The sequence below is a fragment of the Daejeonella sp. genome (assembly GCF_030684675.1).
In the GTDB taxonomy this organism is placed as follows: Bacteria; Bacteroidota; Bacteroidia; order Sphingobacteriales; family Sphingobacteriaceae; genus Daejeonella.
Genome location: NZ_JAUXXZ010000036.1, coordinates 35,169 through 60,367, shown reverse-complemented (window position 1 = coordinate 60,367; position 25,199 = coordinate 35,169). Strand labels below are relative to the sequence as shown.

Here is a 25,199-nt window from a genome sequence, read left to right as displayed (position 1 = left end):
GGGGTCAAAAGGTATGAAGAAAAACTAAAGGAGCAACAACTCATATTTCTTCAAAAAAAGGCTAATGAATTCAATTTTCAATTAGTTGAAAGATAGAAGATTATGAAAAACGTCAATGGTAGTGTAGCGAAGCAATCTCCTTAATAAGACTACTAAATGTGATGAGATTGCTTCGTCGTGCCTCCTCGCAATGACAAGCAAGAATTACTAATGTGCTAAGATTGCTTCGTCGTGCCTCCTCGCAATGACAAGCAAGAATTACTAATGTGCTAAGATTGCTTCGTCGTGCCTCCTCGCAATGATAGCAATCGTGTCAATGCGTATATGGTTTTGTCAATGTGAGTGTAGCGTTTTGTCATTGCGAGTGTAGCGAAGCAATCTCCTTAATAAGACTACTAAATGTGATGAGATTGCTTCGTCGTGCCTCCTCGCAATGACAAGCAATACGTTTAAGATGAGAAACAAAGTTAGGGATGACAGGTGGAACGATTAGGATGACAGGTGGAACGTTCAGCAGGACTTATTCCTTTCTCAGAAGCAGGATTTCCTGACAACTGACAACTAACAACTGAAAAATGAACTACTTCTTCATCTCCCTCTTAATACTCTGCTCCAGCTCTGCCTGACGGTGTGTTCCAATGATATACTTCAGTCCGTCGCGGTCAGTGAGTCTGACAGCATCCTTACCGCCTGCATAGAAATGAACGGTTCCTTTCTGGTGGAGGTTGTAGACCGGGTTATTGATGATATAAGAGCTGTAGGGCACAGCCTCAACTTTAACGATACTATTCAAATCGATCTTAACCATTTTGGTGGTCCAGATTCCATCAAGAACAATGCTTTTATTATTTACAGTGGTTTTGTAATGCAGTAAAAACATCATGATCACTGAGCCAATCAGGATCCCGAAGCCAACTACAAGGAAAAGTTCTGCATTTTGACCCTGACTGCCCGAAAGGTAATAGGCTCCGAAACAAAACAGGGCCAGCACCATACGGATGCTGATGCGACCGTAATCGCGCCCCAGGTATTGTTTTTCTACGAAAGCTGCTTGGTTTTCGTCCATGTCAGATCAATTGTTCTAAGATAAAAACTTTTTTTGTGTTGGGGCTAATTTTATAGCGCTCATCCACGCGCAAACCGGCCAGCCATACAATATCACCATTGCTGTTTTCCAAAACCCCGATGTCTTTTTTATGGTTCAGACTAATCTTCCTGTCAACAAAAAAGTCACTCAGTTTCTTTTTTTGTTTTAAGCCAAGGGGTTGGAAATAATCCCCGTTCTTCCAGCTCCTTAATGTTAATGGAAAGCTGAGCAAATCATAGTCAAGCTGGGCGATATTTTCAGCCTTGCTTAATTCAAACTGAGTAATTGGTACAATTTTGCATCCGAATTTCTGCTTGTTCCAGATGCAATTCGAAGTTGTGGATTCAAGCAGAACATCCTCAGCTTTATCCTCGTTTATCCGGCTCAGGATCATATGCCCACGATCTACAAGCAGTTGATATCCGGCAGAATGAAATACTTTTCCCGGTTTGCCATCCCAGGCATGGGCAAGATCATTGAGCACTGTTTCTGTAAATCCGTAAGGATGAAACAGGCCATAAAGCAAAGTGTTTAAGGGGATTAGTTTCTTAAGTTCAGCAATACTGATCTCAAATTCATCCTCAGACAGCTTAATAAACAGGCGCTCTCTGATTTCCTGTACACGCATTTCAAGTAAGATCTCCAGTTCAGCAAAACGCTTTCTGTTGGCTTCAAATGTTTGCTCCAATGCCGGATTGAGCTCTTTCAGAACAGGAATTACTTCCAGACGGAGTTTATTTCTGGAATATTTAATGGATAGATTTGAGCTGTCTTCACGATAAGTATAAGCTTCATGCTTAACAAGTTCATCGATCTCATCACGGCTCAAAAATAAAAGCGGACGGATAAGTTTCCCTTTTTTAGATAAAATGCCATGCAACCCTGAAATACCTGTCCCGCGGGTTAAGTTGAGCAACATCGTTTCAATCACATCATTCTGATGGTGGGCGACTGCGATGTACTGATAGTCAAATTCAGTCCTGATCTTTTCCATCCATTCATAACGCAGATCTCTTGCCGCCATCTGAACAGAAATATGATTCGCAGATGCATATTCCATTGTATCAAAGCGATGGGTATAAAAAGGCACGTTCAGTTCATCCGCAAGCTCTTCTGTAAAGCGCTCATCCAGTTCAGATTCCTCTGCCCGCAGATTGAAATTGCAATGTGCAATGCCAAAACGATAGCCTGCAGCTTTAAAAAGACGAGCCATCAATACAGAATCACGGCCGGCACTAACTGCAAGCAAAACAGACTCTTCTTCACGAAAAAGGGCATGCTGTTTGATGAATGATTGCAGTCGGCTAAGGGCTTCCATAAGCTCAAAATTATTTAATTAAAAATCCTTAGCCAAAAAACTATTTTTGTAAGGTGAGGAAAGTCATATTTTCAGTTCTGTTTTCAATACTATCGGTCGCGGCCTTTGCTCAGGGGCGGCAGATTGAGATCAGGTCATCCGAATTGGTAAAAGGCTTCCAGGCATCCGGTTTTGCGCGGATCATCCGTCCGGTTTTTGTGCATGAAGGATCAACCCTCGCTTCCGACAGTGCTGATTTTAATCAGGCAGCAAATACCTTTGAGGCATTCGGGCATGTGGTAATCACTCAGCCATCCGGAACCGTTATCTATTCAGACCATCTGAACTACGATGGTAATACCAAACTGGCAGTTCTGACCAACAAGGTAAGATTAATTGATGGGGATGCGACATTAACCACCGATCATTTAACGTATAACATGACAACCAAGATTGGTACTTATGTTGGCGGAGGTAAGATTGTGAATGGTAAAAATGTGCTGACCAGCAAAAACGGATATTATTTTGAAACATCAAGGGATGCCTATTTCAGGTACGATGTGGTTCTAACTACACCCGATGCATTGATCAAAACCGATACGCTCAGGTATAATTCAACTTCGAAAATTGCTTATTTCTATGGCCCTACAAATATTTACGGAAAGGATGATACACTTTATACCGAGAATGGAACCTATAATACCCAAAGCGATCAGGCCCGTTTCGGCAAGAATAACCTGTATACTCAGGGCAGTAAGTCATTAACCGGCGACAGCCTTTTTTACGATCGTAAAGCAGGTTATGGCAGGGCATTGGGCAATGTTATCTTTATCGATACTGCCGAAAAGGCTCAGCTTAGGGGAGGGATAGGGGTTTATCAGAAGGCTGAAGAAAGCATTCTGGTAACGATAAATCCCTATGTCGTAATCATTTCCGAATCGGATTCTGCAAAGGTTGACTCCATCTGGATGACTGCGGATACTCTGTTCAGTAAGGTGATTTTTGCCCGCGACCTGATCCCATACAAAAAGGAAGAAATGATCCCGGATGATCAGCTTGCCCCTAAAGAAGAACCGGCAGCACTGCCACAGGAAGTCCCGGGTGATCCGGCAAACATGCGGGCGGTAATTGTCCCCTATAAAAGCGCTGATGCACCAGACTCACTTAAAACACCCGGTAAAATAAAGGAGCCCGAAAAGCTGATTCCTCCTCCGGACAAGGAAAAGCCGGTGTTAAAACCCGACCAGAAGCCCCCACCTAAATCAAAGAATGCTAAGGATGTAAAGACAATTGATTCCTCATCTGAGAAGGCTAAATCAGATACCTTAAAAAAAGCGGCACTGCTTTCGGATTCAGTTTCAACTGATACTGCAAAAACCAGAATTGTGATTGCCTATCATCGGGCAAAAATATTCAAGTCGGATTTGCAGGCCCGGGCAGATTCTATGTTTTTTAGCTATTCTGATTCGACTGTAAGATGTTATGTAAACCCAATGATCTGGGCTCAGGGCTCGCAGCTTTCAGGTGATACGATCTATTTGCAGATGAAGAATAAGAAAATGGACAATATGCTACTGCAGCATAATAGCTTCATTGTGAACACAGAAGATGCCGATTCAACAAACTTTAATCAGATAAAAGGCAAAGTGATTACCGGTTATTTTAAGGATAATAAGCTGAGCAGTATGTATGTTGATGGTAATGCAGAGAGTGTTTATTATGTAAAAGAGGATTCATCCTACACCGGACTGAATCATCTGGTGAGTGGCCGTTTAAAGATTCTGTTAAAGGATAGTAAACTCCAGAGTATTATCGCAATTCGTGCTATTGACGCCTCAATAACTCCTATGGCAGACCTTAAAGAGGAGGAACGAGTTCTGAAAGGCTTTATCTGGAAACCAAGAGATCGTCCAAAATCTAAGGAAGAGATCATACCCCAACTCGCAAAAGCTGAGAAAAAGCCGGATGCTAAGAGTAAAACAGCGGCAAAAACTACAACAAAAACTCCGGTGAAAGTGGAAACAAAGGCCAAAAGTCCTGAGAAAGCAAAAGAACCGGCTAAAGCGACTACCAAGCAGCCTTTACGTAAACAGCAGAATTAGATTTTGGTTTTCAGGAAACAATAGTGTCCGGAGAAAATTGAAATTGTAGGAATTATGATCTTATTCCTAACTTATAATTATTCTCTTTACTTTTCCTGCGGTAGAAAAGTAACATGCCGAGGAGGAACGACGAGACCATGAGTACCTTAAAAACAATAGACAAAAAAAGTTAACGGAGATTTTGTGCTTAGGCCAAAGCATATGAACAATCCTGTCATTATAGGCAAAAATAGTGCAGATTTTAAGTCAGTGAATGTGGTAAAATTGACAATATACTGAATGTGGGCTTGCTTTTTATCGTACATTAAAAACATACTATATTGCATATAAGTGACTATTTTATCTGAAATTCCATTTTGACCGGACACTATTGATTAAGGAAATTAATCAGTTTCGCAACAGCAATGGCCCTATGGCTGATCCTGTTCTTTTCTGCAGGATCCATTTCTGCAAAACTGAGCTCATAACCATCCGGTTGAAAAATAGGATCATAGCCAAAACCCTTGCTTCCTGATCGCTGCAATGTAATCTTACCTTCAATACTTCCTTCAAAGAGATACTCTTTGCCATTTAAAATCAGGGAAATAACGGTCCTGAACCTCGCAGTTCGGTTATTCTTTCCCTCCAGCCGATCAAGAACCAATTGCATGTTCTGCTCAAAATCACGGCTGCCTGAGTAGCGGGCAGAATAGACCCCCGGTTCTCCATTCAGGGCATCGATCTCAAGTCCGGAGTCATCTGCAAAACAATCACAATGATACCTTTCAAAAATATACCTGCTTTTCTGACCTGCATTTTCTTCAAATGTGCTGCCTGTTTCAGGAATGTCATCAAAACAAGCGATATCATTGAGGCTTTTCAAATTAATAGCTGAACCGGCTATGGCCCGGATCTCATTTACTTTATGCTCATTACTGCTTGCAAAAACCAGTTCCATATTAAAAGTCTTTCATAACATTCCAGAATTCCCTTTTTTTCGTCGTATCCTTAATCATTTCATCGATGCTATAGGTGCAAAGAATCTTTGCACTTTCCAGTTTTACAATCTGGTTTGAGCTTTGAGATGATAAGGAGATCTGATGGGGATCAATTCCGAACAGTACTATTTTATTGAAACTAAAGAATTCTTTAAGATCAGTATAATTTACTTCAGGATATCGATTGAGGTTGAGAACTGCCAGATCGCGTAGTTCCAGGCCTTTTGCAGCCATAATCTTGAGGAGGGTTTCTTTCTGAATACTGCTGATATCCTTTTGATTGGGCTCATTGAAGAGGATCAAAAAATATTTATTGTTTTCACCCAGATAGCTAAACTCTCTGATTTTTTCAGGTTCTGCAGGTTTTTGTGGTAAAACTTCTTCCGCTTGCTCAACAGGAGTTTCTGAAATAAGCTTTGCAGGCGCATCGGCTTCTTTCCGACTATTAATTTCCGGAGCTTGCTCAGCTTTTGTGGGTATTACCTGCTCCTTTTCAGGAAGAATATACAGATCCTCTGTCATTAAAAGCCGCAGGGCATTGCTATTCTGTGTAAGCAGGTTTGACATCATTTATTTTTTTTGCTGATTGTGTTTGCAAACTTAGTAAAGCATCTGTTAAAAATAGTTAAAAGCACTCAGCTTCTTTTTCAAAAGCCTAACTTAGAGGCAATCCTGCGGGTATTGATTCCTGTCGGGAATTTAAAGTTATTAATTGCAGAATATTCAATACCTGTTCATTTAAATCATTGATTTATGAATAATTACTGATAATTTTGCAGGATAGGGTCTCTGGTAGGAGGCTTCCGTTTTTTATAGGGATTGGATTATTAAAAGGGGTATTTTGCGGCCCTGAATCGCAATAAAAGAAGAAATTTAGAAATGAGAAAGACCTTAGGGATATTAACTATACTGTTACTTGTGAGCATTGTGCAGCTAAATGCACAGAATAAGAAAAAATCCCTTGATAAAGTCGCCGCAGTAGTTGGAAGTTCAATTATTTTACAATCAGAAATTGAGTTACAATATTCACAATATCTGGCACAGGGAAATCCTCCAAACCTGGATGTGAAATGCAGTATTTTGCAGGGATTACTTTCGCAGAAAATTCTTGGTCAGCAGGCGATTATCGATTCGGTTACTGTAACAGAAGATCAGATTGATGGTGAGATCGAGAGACGTTTACGTGCAATGTCAGGCCGTGCCGGCGGACAGGAACGCCTTGAAGAATTTCTGGGTCGTTCATTGATCCAGTACAAGGATGAGATCAGACCGGATATTAAGGAAATGCTGGTTGCTCAGAAAATGCAGGCTAAGATCACAGAGAATGTTGCAGTTACTCCGCTGGATGTTAAGCGATATTTTGATGCGATTCCGAAAGACAGTTTACCTTTCTTCAATACGGAAGTGGAAATCGGAGAGATTGTAGTATTTCCAAAGCTCAACAAAGCAGAAAAGGAAGCTTTTCATGATAAGGCAGAAGCTTTACGTTTGAGAATTAAGGGTGGGGAAGATTTTGCAACACTTGCCAGATTGTATTCTCAGGATCCTGGTTCTGCACGCGAGGGTGGTGACCTTGGATTTATGGACAGAACCAGCCTGGTGAAAGAATTTGCAGCTACAGCTTTTAAACTTAAATCTGGTGAATTATCTCAGGTTATCGAAACTGAATTTGGATTCCATGTACTACAGGTCATTGAAAGACGTGGAGAGCAGGTGAATGTTAGGCACATACTGATCAAAACTGAACCAACACCGGCCAGTCTTGAGCGGGCAAAGGCGCATATTGACAGTATCTACCAATCGGTATTGGCTAAGAAGGTTGATTTCGGAGCAGCAGCATCTCTCTATTCCGACAATAATGAAACTAAATACAATGGTGGGATGATGTTAAACGCAGATAATGTTCAGAGCCGTACCACTTTTATACCAACAGACAAGCTTGACCCTCAGGTATTTTTAACGGTAGATACAATGAAGGTGGGCAGTATCTCAAAGCCCGCAATATTTACACAGGCCGACGGAAAGACCGGTTATCGTTTTCTAAGCCTTAAATCTAAGACAGGTCCGCATCAGGCAAATCTTAATCAGGATTTTCCAAAAATCAAGGATGTTGCTTTCGAAGATAAAAATAACAGGACAATCAGTGAATGGTTTGAAAAACGTCGTAAAATAACTTTCATTAAGATTGACGCTGAGTTTCAGACCTGCCCTGAACTTTCTGGCTGGACAACCGCAAAAAACTAGAAAATGAAAACATACCAGACTGATGTAGAAGCTGTGGATGCCCTGCACCTCTCTTACAAGAGGATCAGGGAAGAAATTTCACAGGTTATTATTGGTCAGGATGATGTGGTAAAATCAGTACTCATCTCTATTTTTAGTAACGGACATTGTTTGCTGGTTGGTGTTCCCGGGCTTGCCAAAACGCTCCTGGTACAAACTGTTGCTCAGGTTCTGGATCTTAGCTATAACCGGATTCAGTTTACCCCCGATCTGATGCCATCTGATATTATCGGATCAGAAATTCTGGGAGAGGACCGTACATTTAAATTCATTCGCGGACCTATTTTTTCCAATATCATTCTGGCTGATGAGATCAACAGAACCCCGCCAAAGACTCAGGCCGCTTTGCTGGAGGCTATGCAGGAAAAGGTCGTAACCGTCGGCGGACAAACTCATCGCTTACCGCAGCCATTCTTTGTTCTGGCGACTCAAAATCCGATTGAACAGGAAGGAACTTATCCTTTACCAGAGGCACAACTGGACCGTTTTATGTTCAATGTGTTTTTAACTTATCCTTCATTTGAGGAAGAGCTTCAGGTGGTAAGAAATACAACGGCTAACCGGAATGTGGAATTGAAAAAGATATTGAATGCGCAGGAGATCAGCTATTTCCAGCAGCTTGTCAGAAATATCCCGATAACAGATAATGTACTTGAATATGCGGTGTCTCTTGCTGCCAGAACCCGTCCGGGAACAGCTGCAGCTACAGATGATGTTAATAAGTTCTTAAGCTGGGGTGCAGGTCCAAGAGCATCTCAATTCCTGGTTCTTGGGGCTAAATGCCATGCGGCGATTACCGGCAAATACTCCCCTGATAAAGAGGATGTCATGGCTGTTGCCGAGTCAATTCTTCGGCACCGGATCGTAAAGAATTACAAGGCTGAAGCAGAAGGGATCAGCACCGAAATGATTATTAGCAAGCTCCTCTAATCAATCACCTCAATATTTGAAATAAAGGCTGCTATATGCTCGTCTGAATAAGCACCGTAAGCATCAATGATGATGCCTTTATGGCCCTGATTGCTTTCTATCGCATAAATCACAGAACTGTCTTCGGGATCACTCATTCCCTCAAAGCGGTAGTACTCGGTAATCTTCAAATCACTGGCCTGGAATTTCTCACTGATTTTCTCACAGAAAAGACAGGAGTCTTCGTACTTGAAATCATAGTTAAAACCTCTTTCACGAAGGCCGTTTACTGCTTCAAGCAGATTTCGGTAGTTGTATGGACTTGCACTCATGGGTTAGTTGCTAGTTGTTGGTTGTTAGTTGTCTGATTGTCTGTTGTCAGAAATATCTTGCTTCATTTTAATATGTTAGACACAATCCTAAGCACCATGCTTGTCCCCCTCTGGAGGGGGCAGGGGGAGGATTACAAAACCTCCCCCTGCCAATCGCTCAAGGCCTACGCACCCCCCTCTAAAGGGGGACAAAAATCCTGCTTCATATAAAATGAATTAATCAATGAATTTAAGGTTTATTCTATTCCCCATTCCCCATTCCCCATTTCCTAACTCAACGAAGTACAACGCAGAATTATTGTACATTCTCCACTCTCCACTCTCCACTCTCAATTCCCTGCCGGTGTATATATTTCCAGTATCACATTCCACTTATGTTCTTCCTGTGATTCCCAGATCCTGACATAATGGTATTTGGTTATTACTTTATTCTTTGTGACATAGGCAATGCCATAAGAGTAAGCAAGGTCACTGCCCAATGCACGATCGGCACGAAGGGGTTCAGATTCAATACTGATCTGATTCTTACCTACAAAATTATTGATTCTGGCTTTCCCGATAATTGGTTCCTCTCCCGGGAATAATAAACGGGCATTCTCTGCTAGGAACACATCATGGGCAAGACTCTGATCTTTCATCAGGGTATTTGAAAATAGTCTGTCGGTTGTTGTGATGATCTCTTGCCGCTGCTTTAACCTGGCCGGAGAAATTTGCTTGTAGAATTTAATATTTTTTGGCTCTGTAAAATTTAACTCAGGTTCTCTGAGAGGTTTCTGATGCGAAATGCCCAGATCCAGGGCTAATTTCCAAACACCTTTAAAATCAGCTTTCCATACTGAAAGATATTGACCGTAAGAAGGTTCAGCATCCGGACTGCTCAGGAATGTATAGGGCCCTGTAGTGAAACCCCAATCACCACTTTGGGATATTTTAGCATAAACTGGTACCCAGCTAAGCTGACCGGGTCCATCCACTGTGCCCCTTTCATAAAAATCTTTAACTTTTACAGGATCTGGTCGGAAGATTATCGATTCATCGTCTGAAACTTTCAAAAAAGCCTCTTTTGAGCCATTTTTTTTCGCTAATGCCGAAAAATAGTTTTCTGCGGCCACTAGAGAATTTACGCTTCCATTACTTTCCTGGCAGAAACTATTTAATGAATTTAATATCAGCAGGCTGAGAAATATGGAAAATTGCTTCATTTGTTTCTAATGTTTGACCAGGATCTTCAACATAAAATATGCCATAAAATTCGACAGGGCAGATTTAACCTGATTTTTTTTAGTTTTTTAAAAGAAATTTAAACTAAGCTCAAAATGCAAGGTGTTGAGAAATTGCTCAGATCTTATTCCAGGTAGTACCTTCCTTATTATCCTTCAGCTGTATTCCGATTGAGTTTAATCCAATGCGGATCTTATCCGAAGTTGCATAATCTTTATTTACTTTCGCTTCAGAACGCAGATTGATAATGAAATCGAGCAGTTTGCCCATATCATCCGATTGATTACTTTCTTCTTTCAAACCTAAAACGCCGATAACAAAATCGTCCATCAACTTTTTCAGAGCTTCAATGTCGGCGGCAGTTGCTGCAGTTTTGCGATCATAAACACTATTGATGATGTGAACGGCTTCGAATAGTTCAGCAATCAATACCGGACTATTGAAATCATCATTCATGGCAGCATAGCATCGTTCTGTGAGGCTTTTCAGATCAATATCAGACTTCTGGGAAGGGTTTAATTTCTCAAGCAAGCCGTAGGCATTGATCAGACGCTTAAATCCTTTATCTGAAGCTTCCAATGCTTCATTTGAGAAATCAAGTGTACTCCGGTAATGTGCCTGAAGCATGAAAAACCGAACTGACATTGGTGAATAACCCCTCGACAGCAGTTCATGGCTTCCGGTAAAAAGTTCATGAGGCAAAAAGCCATTCCCCTTGGTCTTCGACATTCTTGTCCCGTTTACTGTCAGCATATTCGTATGCATCCAGTATTTGGCAGGCTGAACATGATTGCATGCCTGTGATTGTGCAATTTCATTGGTATGGTGTGTCGCGGCAAGATCCATACCCCCACCATGTATGTCAAAACTATTTCCCAGATATTTACTGCTCATTGCTGAACATTCGATATGCCATCCCGGGAAACCGGTACCCCATGGAGAAGGCCATTGCATAATGTGCTCAGGCTTTGCCTTGATCCATAAGGCAAAATCAAGTCGCCCGCGTTTTTCATTCTGTCCGCCAAGTTCTCTTGTATTTTCCAGAAGGTCATCTAATTGCCTGTTTGTCAGAATAGTATAATTGAATTCCTTGCAATATTTTTCTACATCGAAATAAACTGTACCATTTACCTCATAAGCATAGCCATTATTCAGAATTTGCTTAACCATTTCAATTTGTTCAATGATGTGTCCGGTAGCGGTTGGTTCAATTCCCGGAGGCAATGCATTAAAAAGTCTCATTACATCATGAAAACCAAGGGTGTATTTCTGAACGATCTCCATTGGTTCGAGCTGTTCAAGTCGGGCTTTCTTTGCAAATTTATCATCACCTTCATCCATGTCTCCTTCCAGATGCCCTGCGTCGGTGATATTGCGTACATACCTTACTTTATATCCAAGATGCAGAAGGTAGCGGTAGATCAGGTCGAACATGACGAAAGTTCGGCAATTACCCAAATGAACATCACTGTAAACTGTCGGACCACAAACATAAAGGCCCACAAGTGGCGGATGAAGCGGCTCAAACTTTTCTTTAGTTCTCGAAAGGGTATTGTATATGTACAGGTTACTATCCATGCTGCAAACTTAAAAATTGAAAATCGATTTTTCGGGGATATTGAACGCTTTTATTTTAATTCCAGATCAGTTCTGACAGGGAAATGATCTGATAGTTTCTTGTCAATGATCAGATAATTCTTAACACTGAACTCAGGAGATGTGAAAATATAGTCAATCTGAAAATTTGGAAAGTCACCATTATAGGTTACTCCGAAACCACTTCCCTTCTCTCGAAAGCTGTTATTCATCCCCGCAGAGATGGTTTTTACGGTGTATGAGATTGGTGTATCATTAAAATCCCCGGCAACAACATAAGGTATCTTGCAGGAGTCGGTATGGCTTTTTACCATTTTTACCTGATTTCCGCGCTTAATAAAGGCTCTTTTTAACCGGCTGCCAATCTTTTTGGACGATTCCACATCGGTGTCAATCTCCTTTCTTACCTTTTGAAGGTATTGGTAATCCTCCGGTTGAAAACTGATCGACTGGAAATGCACATTATAAACCCTGAAGGTCTTATCTCCTTTTTTCAGATCTACCCAGATTGCCTCATTCCAGTTCATTTTTTTCGCAAACTGGATGCTTCCCTGATTCACTATCGGAAATTTTGAGAAGATTGCCATGCCAATAGCCTCATAGCCATTATCTGTTGATGGCTTGAAATAATAATGTTCGGTATTAAGGATTTCCTGAATATATTTCCTGAAATTATACTCTCCTTTCCTTCTGCTAAAGAATTCCTGGAAGCAGATCACATCAGGCTGCTCGTTCCGGATCACATTCAGTATCTGATCTTTGGTGAACTGATCGTTCTTATCTCCGAATTGTTTGAAATTATGAACATTATAGGTCATAATTCTTATGAAGCTCTCCGAAGATTTTGGAACCATTATCGCCGTGTTTTCTCTGAATCCAATGTAATTCAGAATCACACTCCATCCGGCAAGAATGGCTATGCCTGAAATCAGTGCAAATCTTGGCCAGCGGATCAGCCAGTAAAAAACGAATAGGACATTGATAATTAATATGGCAGGGTATGCCAGTCCGAAGAATGGAGTTATCCAGAAAGAGGAGGGATCTGAGTAAGATGCCAGATAGCTTATCAGCAATGATATTACCGCAAAAATATTGGCAATAAGCACAAACTTACTGAACAAGTGTATACGAGGCCTTTTTCTGTTGAATTTTGCCATTATTTTTTACTCGCTTTAAATAATGCTTCTTTTTCTGTTTTATTCAGACTATCATATCCTGATTTAGAGATCTTATCCAGAATCGTGTCAATAGTTTCCTGATCGCTGTGAATAGTCTCTGATCTTGTATTACTCTTATTCTGTACAACTTTAAGCCTGGATCTCTTCTTCAGGATCTTACTCAAATCCCTTCCACTATTTAGCTGTTTTATAAATACATAGCCTAAAATGGCACCTCCGATATGTGCGATACTGCCACCCGGATTTCCTCCACCCATTCCAATTATATCAAGAACGAAGTAGGCAACTGCCAGATACTTTAAGCGAACTGTTCCAAAAAGTAAAAGACGAATGGTAAAATCCGGAACCAAAGTTGCAGTGGCAATAACAACTGCCATAACACTGGCGGATGATCCTAAAAGGATAGAATTTTGTGCCATTCCGTTAAAAGCAGGTAGGGTATTATAGGCCAGAAGGTATAATAAGGCGCCTGTAATTCCACCTGCCAGATAGGTGAAGATAAACTGTCGCTTGTTCAGAAAATCAAGAAAGATCATTCCCATCCAATACAACCAGAGCAGATTGAACAGAATATGGAAAATTTCTCGCTGCAGGAACATATAAGTGATGATGGTCCATGGTTTATAGGCAAGGGTTTCCAGGTTTGCCGGCATGGATAATTGCCGGCTGATCCAGTCGGCAATGGAAGTCCCCGTCCCAAATAAAAATTCAGCCACCGTGATTAGTCCGATTGCCAGAAAAACAAGAATATTTATCCCGACGAATAGATAAAGCGGATTCCCGGATCGGAATGCCTTAAAATATAATTCGTTCAATAAATTCTTATTCATAAAAATTATCATGGCGTTTTAGATGCCACATTTTTACTAAGATAAAACCAAATAGGGCTCCTCCCAAATGTGCAAAGTGTGCCACCGAATCGCCCGAGAATTGTTTAACCCCCAGAAATAACTCCAGTAATACATAAACCGGGATGATATACTTCGCTTTAACAGGAACTGGAATGAACATAATGAACAGTTCAGCATTTGGAAAAAGCATGCCGAAGGCAATCAAAAGGCCAAAAATTGCACCCGAAGCTCCAACCATTGGAGTGAGATAAATGCCCAAAAGTGTAGAAGCCTGATCTTTAGAAATCAGGTCGGGATTGAAGGATATGGTTCTTTTCAATGAATCTACGAGAAAAGAGCCATTGTTCACGGCGCTGCCCGTAATACTGTAAACCTCAAAACTTTGAACCAGCAATTGCAGAGCCAGTGCGCCCAAACCTGTGATCAGGTAAAAATTCAGGAATCTTTTGGAACCCATTATATATTCGATGGAAGATCCAAAGGTATAGAGGGCGAACATGTTGAACAGGATATGGAATAAGGAGGAATAATCATGCATGAACATGTAAGTGATCACTTGCCAGATCCTGAAATCAGGACTATCAAAGTAATGGACTCCCAAAACCTGGGTCATCATCGGGCCACCAAACATCAGGGTAGCGACATAAAAAATGATATTGATGATCAGCAGGTTCTTTACTACTGGTGGAATATGCGCAAATGGGGAAAGTCTTTCATTCATAGCCTAATATGCTGGTATTATTTTTCAAATCTTAGTAATAGTTCTTCAAGGGTAAACGTGCTGATTACCGGTTTCCCGCTCAGCGAGGTATTCGGCATTTCGCAGGCAAATAATTCATCGATCAACAGGTTCATTTCATCAACTGATAAAGCCAATCCTGATTTTATGGAGGTATTGCGTGCCAGGGCACGGGCCAGACTGTCGCGTTTGTTTAATTTTAAGGAACTTTGGTTATTCTTAAAACCTTCAATCAGGTGTTCCAGCATTTCAACTTCACTAATATTTGTTCCGATATCTGCGGGGATACCATCAATAATAAAGGTGTTTTTCCCGAATGTACGAATCTGGAAGCCCAGTGCATGGATATCCGGTAAAAGTTCTTTAACAAGCTCAAAATCACTGGTATTCAACGTAACAGTTTGCGGGAACAGACTTTGCTGGCAGGCACCCTGACGGCTCTCAAGATGCTGGAGAAATCGTTCATACAATATCCGCTCATGAGCGGCCTGCTGATCAATCAGCATAAATCCTGACTTGATTTGTGAAATAATGAAACGGTTATGCAACTGAAAGATCTGTTTCCCGAGTACCTTCAGGACCTGGTTATCAATTTCAACTTGGCGATTGCCTTCCAGCTCCATTCCGCTTTGCCCGGACTGCTCGGGTTGTACTATTTCATACAGGGAGCCCCAATTCTTGCTTACACTAGTCCTTTCTTCACCTGTATTTCGAAGAAAGGGAATTTCCCGTTCTGTTCTTCCCGGACTAAAAGGATTGAAATCAGGATTGAATGCAATTGCCGGAGGAACGATATCTTCATGTGCTTTCTGAGTGATCATTTGGCTGAAACCGGTTTCCTGGTTGAAATCGAGTGTCGGACTGATATTGTACTTACCCAATGACCTCTTTACTGCAGAACGGATGATTGCATAAATTGCTTTTTCATCCTGGTATTTGATCTCTGTTTTTGTAGGATGTACATTGATATCGATTTTTGAAGGGTCGATGTCGATGAACAAAACATACAACGGAAAACTATCTGAACTTAAAACCTCTTCAAAGGCATTCATCACCGCATGATTCAGGTAAGGATCTTTGATGAAACGATTATTCACAAAAAAGAATTGCTCTCCCCGGGTTTTTTTTGCGAATTCCGGTTTACCGATATAACCTTTTAGCTCAATAATCGAAGTGTTTTCTTCAACAGGAACCAGCTTTTGATTATAAGCATTCCCAAAAAGGTGGATGATTCGTTGTTTCAGGCTTCCTTTTGGCAAATGGAAAACTTCATTCCCATCATGATGAAGGGTAAAGAATACTTCGGGATTTGCCAGTGCAACACGTTGAAATTCATCATTTATATGACGCATTTCTACCGAATTGCCTTTCAGAAAATTACGTCTGGCGGGAGTATTGTAAAATAAGTTTTTTACGCTGATGCTGGTTCCCGGGGGACAAGAAATGGGTTCCTGACTGATGATTTCTGATCCTTCAATGCGAAGGCAGGTCCCGAGCTCATCTTCATGCCTTTGGGTTTTTAATTCTACCTGAGCAATAGCTGCAATTGAAGCCATGGCCTCACCTCTGAAACCCATGGTTCGGATCGCAAAAAGATCTTCAGCTTTCCTGATCTTGGAAGTTGCATGGCGCTCAAAACACATTCGTGCATCGGTCATGCTCATCCCACATCCATTATCAATAACCTGAATAAGTGATTTTCCGGCATCCCTGATCAGAACCTGTATCTTATCCGCTCCCGAATCAATAGCGTTTTCAATCAGTTCCTTCAATGCGGAGGCTGGTCTTTGCACCACTTCTCCCGCTGCGATCTGGTTGGCAACAGAATCAGGTAAAAGCTGTATTATATCAGACAAATTAATTTAGTTTATTGTATTCAGGAGAACTCCTCACCGGATTCTCAAAGTACTTTAATTAAAAATCGAATTGGTAATATAACAGAAATCTTTCAGGGTTCTGAATATTTTGTGTTTTCCTTAGTCAAAGATAAGGTGTTTTAATCTTAAGGGAGGTATAATTAGAATAAAGGGGGAGAGGAATGCTAAAGTATGCATTATTCAATTTAAACACTGCATACTCAGGGGGAAATTATCAGGGGCTAATGGCTTTGGAATTACTCTGCCTGAACCGTACTGAATTTTACAACTTTATTTTTAACGGGCTTTACAGTACGCAGATAGGCATAGAGAGCCTTAAGATCTTCAGTCTTCATTGTTCCGAACATTGCCCATGGCATCACAGTATTAAACTCTCCGGGCTTAATATCTGCCGGTTTGAAAGTGCTGTCAGCATAGGATTTAAAGCGATTGACAAAGAATTCTTCAGTCCATCCGGCAATACCGGTTTCCATATCCGGGGTAATATTTGCAGAACGAACTACTCCGCCGGTAGGCATGTTAAATTCATATCCTCCTGCCAGTTCGAGGCCCGGAATCGGATTTCCTTTCTCTTTTTGTGTGTGGCATCCGCTACAATCAGCCGAATTAAATATATAGGCACCATAAGCGACAGGATTACTCTGGTCAGGTATTTTTGTAAACCGGGCTTTTTGCGGGATCGTATTGATGATAAAGTTCATTGGAAATTCTGGCTCTGATTCAGGAATGACATTTTCAATTGGTTTCAGCGTACGGATATAGGCTATAATTGAATAGATATCCTCACGATCTGATTTGCCATAATTTGGATGCGGCATCAGTGGAAATAAGGCTTTACCATCTTTATTTACTCCCGAGGTTATAGCCCTGAATATTTCGCCGTCAGTCCAGTCTTTCAGAGCATATGGTGTGATATTTTTGGCAAAAAACTTACCAGGAAGCCCAAATTCCTGGTTAAACTCTTCGCCTCCCTGCCCTAATGTACCTTCAATCACCGGCCCCGCTGTTTTTGTCCAGTCTCTTTTAGAATGACAATCCAAACAGGCATTCACACTATTAGCCAGGTATTTGCCCCTTTCTATTCTCTCCGTGGTAATTTCAACAGTAATATTTTCGGGATCCCCGACATCCGGAAGTGCAAAACTTACATAGCTAAGCAATCCAACAATAGCCACAATGGCTATTAGAACAAAGTATTTAATACCTTTTTTTAAGTTCTGTTTCATCTTTATTCATTTTTGTTTTTTAGAATATTCCATAATTGAAATTTCAAATTGTTACAGTTAAGTGCTTCAAATTCAGAACTTTTAATAAAAATAATTATTTTTATTAAAAAACAATAGCCCGAATATCAATTATTTATGTGGCTCTACAATTTTTGCATTTTAAACTCCCGGACAAGCTTTTTAATTGAGTTTTTGCAGGGTAATTGCTTAATCATAATTTATATTTACCGATTGAAAGCATTTCTCAAATAAATCATATATGATCAGATACTTCTTTTTATTGGCCATCTCAGTTCTGTTTTTTTCCTGTAATTCTCAAAAACAGGCTGATCTGATTGTTCACAATGCAGTGGTTTACACAGTGGATGATAAATTTTCAGTCGCAGGGGCATTTGCTGTAAAGGATGGGAAGATATTAGAGACTGGAAGTTCTGAAGATATTCTGAAGAAGTATAAAGGCGAGATCCTTGATGCAGGGGGGAAGGCTGTTTATCCGGGCTTCATTGATGGACATTCGCATTTCTATGGATATGGAGAAGGGCTGCAGCAGGCTGATCTTGTCGGAACCAAAAGCTGGGAGGAAATCCTTGAGAAGCTGCAGCAGTTTGGCAAGGAAAATTCTGAAGGCTGGATAATTGGCAGGGGATGGGACCAGAACGACTGGGCTAACAAAGAATTTCCGGATAATGTTAAGTTGAATGAGCTTTTTCCAAACCGACCAGTTATACTTACTCGGATTGACGGTCATGCGGCAATTGCAAATAAAACTGCGCTTGACCTCGCAGGACTGAAACCCGGACAGAAGATCACCGGCGGGGAGGTAGAAACCATAAATGGAAAACTTTCGGGTATTCTGGTTGACAATGCCCAGGGGGCTGTTTACGCCAAAATTCCGGATCAAACGTTAGCACAGATCAAAGAATCACTTTTGGATGCTCAAAAGAATTGCTTTGCTGCGGGATTAACCTCGGTCACTGATTGCGGAATCAATCATAATCTCCTGCCCGTAATTACTGAACTTCATCAAAGTAATCAGCTAAAGATGCGTATCTATGCGATGCTTAGTGATGATAAAGAGAATTACGATTTCCTGTTTAAAAATGGTGCCCTAAAGACGGGTCGCTTAAATGTTCGTTCCTTTAAAGTTTATATGGATGGGGCTCTTGGATCAAGAGGGGCTTGCCTTCTTGAACCTTATTCTGATAAATCAGGCTATTCAGGTTTCTTATTAAGTGATAAAAAGCATTTTGCAGAAGTAGCTCAGAAAATTGCCGATGCAGGTTTCCAGATGAATACCCATGCCATCGGTGATTCGGCAAACCGCGAGATTCTAAATGTTTATGCTAAAGTTTTAAAAGGTAAAAATGATTTCCGCTGGCGGGTTGAACACGCTCAGGTGGTGAATCAGACAGATTTTAAATTATTTGCTGAAAATAATATTATCCCTTCGGTACAAAGTACTCATGCCACATCTGATATGTATTGGGCCACCGACCGTTTAGGCACTGAACGGGTTAAAGGCGCCTATGCTTTTAAACAATTATTAGATCAGAATGGCTGGCTGGTTTTGGGGACTGATTTTCCTGTCGAAAATATAAACCCAATGTACACGTTTTATGCGGCAGTAGTGAGGAAAGATATGAAAGGATATCCGGCTGACGGCTATCAGATGGAAAATGCAATGAGCCGTGAAGAAGCTTTACGCGGGATGACGATCTGGGCAGCAAAGGGCCAATTTGAAGAGAAGGAAAAGGGCAGCATTGAAGCAGGTAAGTTCGCCGATTTCGTGATCCTTGATCAGGATATTATGAAAGCTGACGCTGAGCAGTTGTTTAAGGCTCAAGTGTTAAAAACCTACATTAATGGAGAGAATGTTTATAGTAAATAGATTTTTGAGAATCGGCAGCTTACCAATTATAATCTGTTTGATGAGCTTTTTTACCCTGTCTGCCTGTGCACAAATGGCAGAACACCTCAGAAATGAATCCTTTTTAACTGAGTGGAAAAGCGTTGAAAGTTCTACGGTATTACTAAATAATGAAGATGGGCTGGTTCCATTAAAAGATCTGATGCCCTTAACCATAGCTAGTGTAAATATTGGCTCGGCCTATTCCTCAGAATTCGACAGCATCCTAAACAAGTATACCAAAGTCCAATCCTTTGCGTCTGCATTATACAATCATGATATGCTAAGCTTCAATGATCTGAATGATGATCTGAAGTTTTTTAATACAATAATTGTTCAGGTTACAGATCAGTCATTAAATGATCTGAGGACTATCCCACTATTGTTGGATCTTCAGTTAAATAAGAGGTTGATTATTAGTTTATCGGGTGATGCAGGAAGCCTGAAACTTCTCGAGGCTTTGAATTCTGCAATTATCTGGTCTGAAAAGAAATCAGCAGTATCAGCGAATTTTGCAGCCCAATTGATATTCGGTGGAGCTTCTGCCAATGCGCGGTTGAATCAGGCAATTTCAGCCAGATATACATCGGGCTCAGGCTCATCAACTATTCCTATCCGTTTAAAATATACAGTGCCTGAGGAAATTGGAATCAATAGCGCAGATCTGAGTAGAATTGATGATATCGCTGAAGAAGCAATTCGCCAGAGAGCTACTCCCAGTGCAGTTGTTCTGGTGGTAAAGGATGGGAAAATAATTTTTAATAAAGCTTATGGTACCCGGACTTATATCGACCGGACCCCAACCCGGATTACCGACATCTATGATCTGGCTTCGGTTACAAAGATCTCGGCGACAACCATGGCGGTGATGCGTTTGTACGAACAGGGTAAACTTAAACTTGATACGAATGTCGGAGCCTATATTCCGAGATCGAGAAACACCAATAAAAAAGATATTCCTGTACGTGAGGTGATGCTTCATCAGGCCGGATTCATTCCTTTTATTCCATTTTACAGAAATTTACTGGAGACTGATTATAGCCGTGATTCATCAGAAACACATCCGGTAAAGGTTGCTGATAACTATTACTTACGGAAAGATTATTTCAAACAGGTCATGTGGCCAATTATGCTGAACTCCGCTTTGTCGAATCAGGGAAAGTATGTTTACAGTGATTTGAGCATGTATTTTATGAAAGATATGGTCGAACGCCAATCCGGGAAGGCAATGGAAAGCTATGTGATGGATCAGTTTTATAAGCCACTGGGTATGACCAGGGCGGGATTTAATCCGCGTCTCCGCTTTCCAAAGGAGGAGATCATTCCAACGGAGGATGATAAGGAATTCAGAAAGACGCTACTTGAAGGCTATGTTCATGATCAGGGTGCCGCAATGGTTGGGGGAGTATCGGGTCATGCCGGACTCTTTTCCAATGCAAATGATCTGGCGATACTGTACCAGATGATTTTGAACGGAGGGATATATGGTGGAACCCGATATTTCAAGTCCGAAACGGTAAATATGTTCACTGCAAAACAATCGGCCGTTAGCCGCCGCGGACTCGGTTTCGATCGCTGGGATGAGGAGAGTACCAAAGGCTATCCTTCCAGGCTGGCATCTCCGCTTACATTCGGACATACCGGTTATACAGGAACCTGCGTTTGGGTGGATCCCAAATACAATCTGGTTTATGTGTTCTTATCGAACAGGGTAAATCCAGGAGTTACGTCGAAACTCATTGACCTGAATATCAGGGGTCGTATTCAGGATGTAATTTATGAAGCGATTGGCAGGTAAGAATCCTGCTGCTGGCATGGCTTTTGTTTTGTTACATTGTACTAACATTAATCTCCTATTAAAGAATTTACTTTGTAAGATATTACAGGTTAACAGAATTACCTGTAAACGCTTTTCTTATCATAATTAGTAAATTTGCTTCGGGTAGAAATCTCAAAATGAAAATTGGAATAGTTTGTTATCCTACCTTTGGGGGTAGTGGGGTGGTAGCCACAGAATTAGGTAAAGCCCTGGCTGATAATGGACATCAGGTCCATTTTATCACCTACAGGCAGCCTGCCCGCCTTGATTTCTTTTCCGAAAACCTGTTTTATCATGAGGTTTCTGTCTCAAACTATCCTTTGTTTGATTATCCTCCCTATGAACTGGCCCTGGCAAGTAAACTGGTAGATGTTGTCAGATTTGAGAAACTTGACCTGCTGCATGTACATTACGCCATTCCTCATGCTTCGGCAGCTTTTATGGCAAAGCAGATTCTTGCAACTTATGGTATTCATATTCCTGTCGTTACAACTTTACACGGTACAGATATTACACTGGTAGGAAAGGATCCAACTTATAAGCCTGTTGTTACGTTTTCAATCAATCAGTCGGATGGTGTTACTGCTGTTTCAGAAAACCTGAAGGAAGATACTTACAAGCATTTTGATGTAGTTAAAGACATCAAGGTTATCCCGAATTTTATTGATTTGCAGCGTTTTAGTTTGAAGGCTAAAGATCATTTTAAACTCGCTATTGCCCCAAATAATGAGCGTATTATAGTGCATACCTCCAATTTTCGGAAAGTAAAGCGGACACAGGATGTGGTTCATATCTTTGAGAAGATTCAAAAAGAAATTCCATCTAAATTGTTAATGGTTGGCGATGGACCTGAAAGGGTTTATTGTGAACAGCTTTGCCGCGATCTGGAAATATGTGATAATGTGAGGTTTCTTGGTAAGCAGGATGCGGTGGAAGAGATTCTATCGGTTTCAGATTTGTTCATTATGCCATCTGAATCAGAAAGTTTTGGCTTGGCAGCTTTGGAGGCAATGGCCTGTAAGGTTCCGGTAATAACTTCAAATGCAGGTGGTTTGCCTGAACTGAATATTGACGGCGTAACCGGATTTATGGATAATGTTGGTGATATCGATGCGATGGCTCAGCATTCAATATTTATCTTAAAAGACGATAAACAGCTTGCTGCATTCAAGGAAGGGGCACTTAAACGTGCTCAGCAATTCGACCTGAGTCTGATACTGCCGGTTTATGAGCAGTATTATATGGATGTATTGAAAGAGGCTGCTTCTAAATAATTCAGGTACCGTATAAGCTTCCCTGGAATTAAGAGAATAAATTTTCAGTAATTTTAGAGAGTACTAGTAAGGAGTTTGTCAGCAATGACAGTGGTATTGTCATTGCGAGTGTAACGAAGCAATCCCCTCGCTATTATTACGAAATGTGATAAGATTGCTTCGTCGTACCTCCTCGCAATGACATACTATTAAATATACTGCTTAATTACAGAGCTTCCCTCGGTGAAACGTACTACTATTATCTACATCTCCCTGTGGTCGGTGTTATCACCGATCACAGGATTTGATTATTAAGGCTGACAGGGTTTTAAACCCTGTCAGCCTTAATAAAAAAGCCCTTCCTGAATTTTCAGGAAGGGCTTTTTTTATTAGAAAAGAATAATTATTGCTTCGGAGCGGCAGCAGCAACAGGTGCTGTTCCCGGGATGATGTTTACAACATCCACTTCAAAAACAAGTGGAGAGAATGGTGGAATTCCCTGATTTCCCTGCTCACCGTAAGCCAGTTTCGAAGGCAGGATTAGAGTTGCTTTGGTACCTTTGTTCAAAAGCATCAATCCTTCCTCAAATCCAGGGATCGAACCACCCATTCCAACCGGAAGTTTCAATGGCTCATATGGACGTTGTGGGTTAAAAGTTCCATTTTTCTTCGCAACATCAGGTAAGCTACTGTCAAATACTTTTCCGCTTAAAAACATGCCGGTATAGTTTACAACTACTGTATCACCAAGATTAGCTTTTGCTCCGTTACCTTCTTTAGATACTACGTAATTCAAACCTGAAGCAGTAACTTTCGGTTTCAAACTTTTTGAGGAAACGTAAGCCTTAACTTTAGCAACTTCCGCAGTTTTAGCCTGCTCCATTTCTGCTTTCAGAAACTCATCGATCTTTCCGCGGAAAAGACTATCATTTAATGATCCTTTTGGAATTACTTTGTCAATTTTAATGGTGTAAACCAGATATTTTTTAGTGGTATCAGAAGGCTGCGGACGACCCATCTTTTGTACCATTGAGTCGATATTGATCTTAAAAGTTGCACTATCACCTTCACTTAAAAGGCCAAGAGCTGCAAAAAGATCGCCTTTGAAGACAGATTTTTCCTTAACTAATAAAGACGGACGATCATAATCGTAAGAACTGTATAGAACTGAATCACCTTCAGTTTTCTCGATTGCTTTAAAAGCTACAAAATCACCTTCTTTAATTGTTTCACCAGATTTGTCAGTGTGGATCTTGTACAACATATCCCCCTCACCCTTGTCAAAATTGTTGCAAGCCGTTAATCCCGTAACTGCAAGCCCTAATACGATTACTAATTTTTTCATTTTTTTTCTATTGTTTTGAAATATACATTGTTTTTTAATTGAATCAATCAGGAGATGAAATATTTTCTATGTTTCTTAAAAGCACCTGAAAGCTTCTTTTGTATTTATTTATTGTTTTTTACTGTTATAAAATTAATTCTATTTAAAATTCCGATTATTTTATCAATTGCGATTTGTACTCTGGTAATATCAGATCAAATTTTTCTCTTACCGTTTCTATTTTCTCATTCGAAAAGCCACCCGCTGCATTTCTATGACCGCCACCATTAAAATATTTCTTACATATTTCATTTGCAGGAAAATCGCCGGTTGAACGTATTGACAACTTTACGACATCCTGTCGCTCAATAATAAGGATTGCAAGACGGATTCCGGTAATCGAGAGAGCATAATTTACAATACCTTCTGTATCGCCGGTTGAAATTTTATATTCTTCAAGCTCCTGTTTTGTGATAACAATAATTGCAGAATTATACTCATTTAACACTTCCAGCTTATTCAGGAGGCAATGACCAAGAAATCGTAATCTGGTTTCCGAGAAATCATCATAAACAAGTTGATGAATTAATGTGTTATCGGCACCGCAATCAATCAGGTCGGCTACAATCCTATGTACATTGGATGTAGTCGAACGGAAGCGAAAAGACCCCGTATCGGTCATTATTCCAGTGTAGAGGCAGCTTGCAATATCTTTATTTATTAACTGTCTTTCACCCATCACATTCACAATAAACTCATAAACTAATTGAGCAGTGGCGCATGCGCTGGTAGTCCAGAGACGATAATCCTCAAAACCTTCGGGTTCAAGATGATGATCAATTAACACTTTTTTTGCTTTCGATTCACGCACATAGTGGCCCATTTCATTGATGCGCACCAGGGAATTAAAGTCGAGGCAAAAAATCAGGTCAGCCGATGCAACCAATTGCTGGGATTGATCTGGTTTTTCAGTATAAATGATTACATCAGAATTGTTGGGCAGCCATTGTAAAAAAGTTGGATAATCTGTAGGAGTGATTACACTTACCTGATGCCCATTGAGGATCAGATAATTGTATAAACCTAAAGAAGATCCCATAGCATCACCGTCCGGTTTAGGATGTGTGGTAATGACAATGTGCTTTGGTTCAGCTAAAAACTCTTTTAGGGAGGCTAGTTCTAACATCTATTTAAAAAGAAATGCAAAGTTATTAAAATAAAG

The 25,199-nt window shown here is 40.7% G+C and carries 20 protein-coding genes; 6 read left to right on the top strand and 14 right to left on the bottom strand.

Going from position 1 to position 25,199, the window contains the following annotated elements:
• Positions 1-580 precede the first annotated feature (580 nt).
• Together Q8M41_RS07840 and tilS are read right to left on the bottom strand one after the other, a co-directional pair.
• Positions 581-1,066 (bottom strand): hypothetical protein, encoded by a 486-nt coding sequence (locus Q8M41_RS07840; RefSeq protein ID WP_305364699.1) that lies wholly within the window; start codon positions 1,064-1,066, stop codon positions 581-583.
• 1 nt (position 1,067) lies between these two features.
• Positions 1,068-2,405, bottom strand: a complete 1,338-nt coding sequence (gene tilS / locus Q8M41_RS07835) for a tRNA lysidine(34) synthetase TilS (RefSeq protein ID WP_305364698.1) — start codon at positions 2,403-2,405, stop codon at positions 1,068-1,070.
• A 53-nt stretch (positions 2,406-2,458) separates the two neighbouring features.
• Between tilS and Q8M41_RS07830 the strand changes: the two genes are divergently transcribed.
• Positions 2,459-4,486, top strand: coding sequence for an OstA-like protein (locus tag Q8M41_RS07830; RefSeq protein ID WP_305364697.1), 2,028 nt, complete (start codon positions 2,459-2,461; stop codon positions 4,484-4,486).
• Positions 4,487-4,853: 367 nt separating this feature from the next.
• Here the strand turns inward: Q8M41_RS07830 and Q8M41_RS07825 are convergent, their stop codons facing one another.
• Together Q8M41_RS07825 and Q8M41_RS07820 are read right to left on the bottom strand one after the other, a co-directional pair.
• Positions 4,854-5,423 (bottom strand): non-canonical purine NTP diphosphatase, encoded by a 570-nt coding sequence (locus tag Q8M41_RS07825; protein ID WP_305364696.1) that lies wholly within the window; start codon positions 5,421-5,423, stop codon positions 4,854-4,856.
• A 1-nt stretch (position 5,424) separates the two neighbouring features.
• Positions 5,425-6,033, bottom strand: coding sequence for a hypothetical protein (locus tag Q8M41_RS07820; protein WP_305364695.1), 609 nt, complete (start codon positions 6,031-6,033; stop codon positions 5,425-5,427).
• A 309-nt stretch (positions 6,034-6,342) separates the two neighbouring features.
• On the opposite strand from Q8M41_RS07820, the gene Q8M41_RS07815 reads away from it, so the two are divergent.
• Both Q8M41_RS07815 and Q8M41_RS07810 read left to right on the top strand, forming a co-directional pair.
• The gene (locus Q8M41_RS07815; protein ID WP_305364694.1) at positions 6,343-7,707 is read left to right on the top strand and encodes a peptidylprolyl isomerase; all 1,365 of its coding nucleotides are present in this window, start codon (positions 6,343-6,345) and stop codon (positions 7,705-7,707) included.
• Positions 7,708-7,710: 3 nt separating this feature from the next.
• The gene (locus Q8M41_RS07810) at positions 7,711-8,676 is read left to right on the top strand and encodes a MoxR family ATPase (RefSeq protein WP_305364693.1); all 966 of its coding nucleotides are present in this window, start codon (positions 7,711-7,713) and stop codon (positions 8,674-8,676) included.
• Here Q8M41_RS07810 and Q8M41_RS07805 read toward each other — a convergent pair.
• The 8 genes from Q8M41_RS07805 to Q8M41_RS07770 form a co-directional block, all read right to left on the bottom strand.
• On the bottom strand, positions 8,673-8,987 hold the full coding sequence (locus tag Q8M41_RS07805; protein WP_305364692.1) for a phosphoribosylpyrophosphate synthetase: 315 nt from the start codon (positions 8,985-8,987) through the stop codon (positions 8,673-8,675). The two genes, Q8M41_RS07810 and Q8M41_RS07805, sit on opposite strands and share 4 nt — an antisense overlap.
• Positions 8,988-9,316: 329 nt before the next feature.
• Positions 9,317-10,189, bottom strand: a complete 873-nt coding sequence (locus Q8M41_RS07800; RefSeq protein ID WP_305364691.1) for a nuclear transport factor 2 family protein — start codon at positions 10,187-10,189, stop codon at positions 9,317-9,319.
• A 136-nt stretch (positions 10,190-10,325) separates the two neighbouring features.
• Positions 10,326-11,786: a cysteine--tRNA ligase gene (cysS, locus tag Q8M41_RS07795; RefSeq protein ID WP_305364690.1), complete on the bottom strand. Its 1,461-nt coding sequence runs from the start codon at positions 11,784-11,786 to the stop codon at positions 10,326-10,328.
• A 50-nt stretch (positions 11,787-11,836) separates the two neighbouring features.
• Positions 11,837-12,961 (bottom strand): endonuclease/exonuclease/phosphatase family protein, encoded by a 1,125-nt coding sequence (locus Q8M41_RS07790; protein WP_305364689.1) that lies wholly within the window; start codon positions 12,959-12,961, stop codon positions 11,837-11,839.
• Positions 12,961-13,812 carry a rhomboid family intramembrane serine protease gene (locus Q8M41_RS07785; protein ID WP_305364688.1) on the bottom strand — a complete coding sequence of 284 codons (852 nt, stop codon included), beginning with the start codon at positions 13,810-13,812 and terminating at the stop codon, positions 12,961-12,963. The genes Q8M41_RS07790 and Q8M41_RS07785 overlap by 1 nt, the downstream gene beginning before the upstream one ends.
• Complete coding sequence (locus Q8M41_RS07780; protein ID WP_305364687.1) at positions 13,805-14,554, bottom strand: rhomboid family intramembrane serine protease; 750 nt, start codon at positions 14,552-14,554, stop codon at positions 13,805-13,807. The genes Q8M41_RS07785 and Q8M41_RS07780 overlap by 8 nt, the downstream gene beginning before the upstream one ends.
• 17 nt (positions 14,555-14,571) lie before the next feature.
• Positions 14,572-16,428 carry a DNA mismatch repair endonuclease MutL gene (mutL, locus tag Q8M41_RS07775; protein ID WP_305364686.1) on the bottom strand — a complete coding sequence of 619 codons (1,857 nt, stop codon included), beginning with the start codon at positions 16,426-16,428 and terminating at the stop codon, positions 14,572-14,574.
• Positions 16,429-16,685: 257 nt separating this feature from the next.
• Positions 16,686-17,675: a c-type cytochrome gene (locus Q8M41_RS07770; RefSeq protein ID WP_305364685.1), complete on the bottom strand. Its 990-nt coding sequence runs from the start codon at positions 17,673-17,675 to the stop codon at positions 16,686-16,688.
• Positions 17,676-17,934: 259 nt separating this feature from the next.
• Between Q8M41_RS07770 and Q8M41_RS07765 the strand changes: the two genes are divergently transcribed.
• The 3 genes from Q8M41_RS07765 to bshA all read left to right on the top strand — a co-directional run bounded on the left by Q8M41_RS07765 (position 17,935) and on the right by bshA (position 22,674).
• Positions 17,935-19,563, top strand: coding sequence for an amidohydrolase (locus tag Q8M41_RS07765; RefSeq protein WP_305364684.1), 1,629 nt, complete (start codon positions 17,935-17,937; stop codon positions 19,561-19,563).
• Positions 19,564-19,603: 40 nt separating this feature from the next.
• Entirely contained in the window at positions 19,604-21,379 is a 1,776-nt protein-coding gene (locus tag Q8M41_RS07760; protein ID WP_305364683.1) for a serine hydrolase, read from the top strand.
• Between the two features lie 158 nt (positions 21,380-21,537).
• Positions 21,538-22,674 (top strand): N-acetyl-alpha-D-glucosaminyl L-malate synthase BshA, encoded by a 1,137-nt coding sequence (bshA, locus tag Q8M41_RS07755; protein WP_305364682.1) that lies wholly within the window; start codon positions 21,538-21,540, stop codon positions 22,672-22,674.
• 382 nt (positions 22,675-23,056) lie between these two features.
• Here the strand turns inward: bshA and Q8M41_RS07750 are convergent, their stop codons facing one another.
• On the bottom strand, positions 23,057-23,998 hold the full coding sequence (locus Q8M41_RS07750; RefSeq protein WP_305364681.1) for an FKBP-type peptidyl-prolyl cis-trans isomerase: 942 nt from the start codon (positions 23,996-23,998) through the stop codon (positions 23,057-23,059).
• Positions 23,999-24,152: 154 nt separating this feature from the next.
• Positions 24,153-25,163, bottom strand: a complete 1,011-nt coding sequence (locus Q8M41_RS07745) for a bifunctional oligoribonuclease/PAP phosphatase NrnA (protein ID WP_305364680.1) — start codon at positions 25,161-25,163, stop codon at positions 24,153-24,155.
• Between the last annotated feature and the right edge of the window lie 36 nt (positions 25,164-25,199).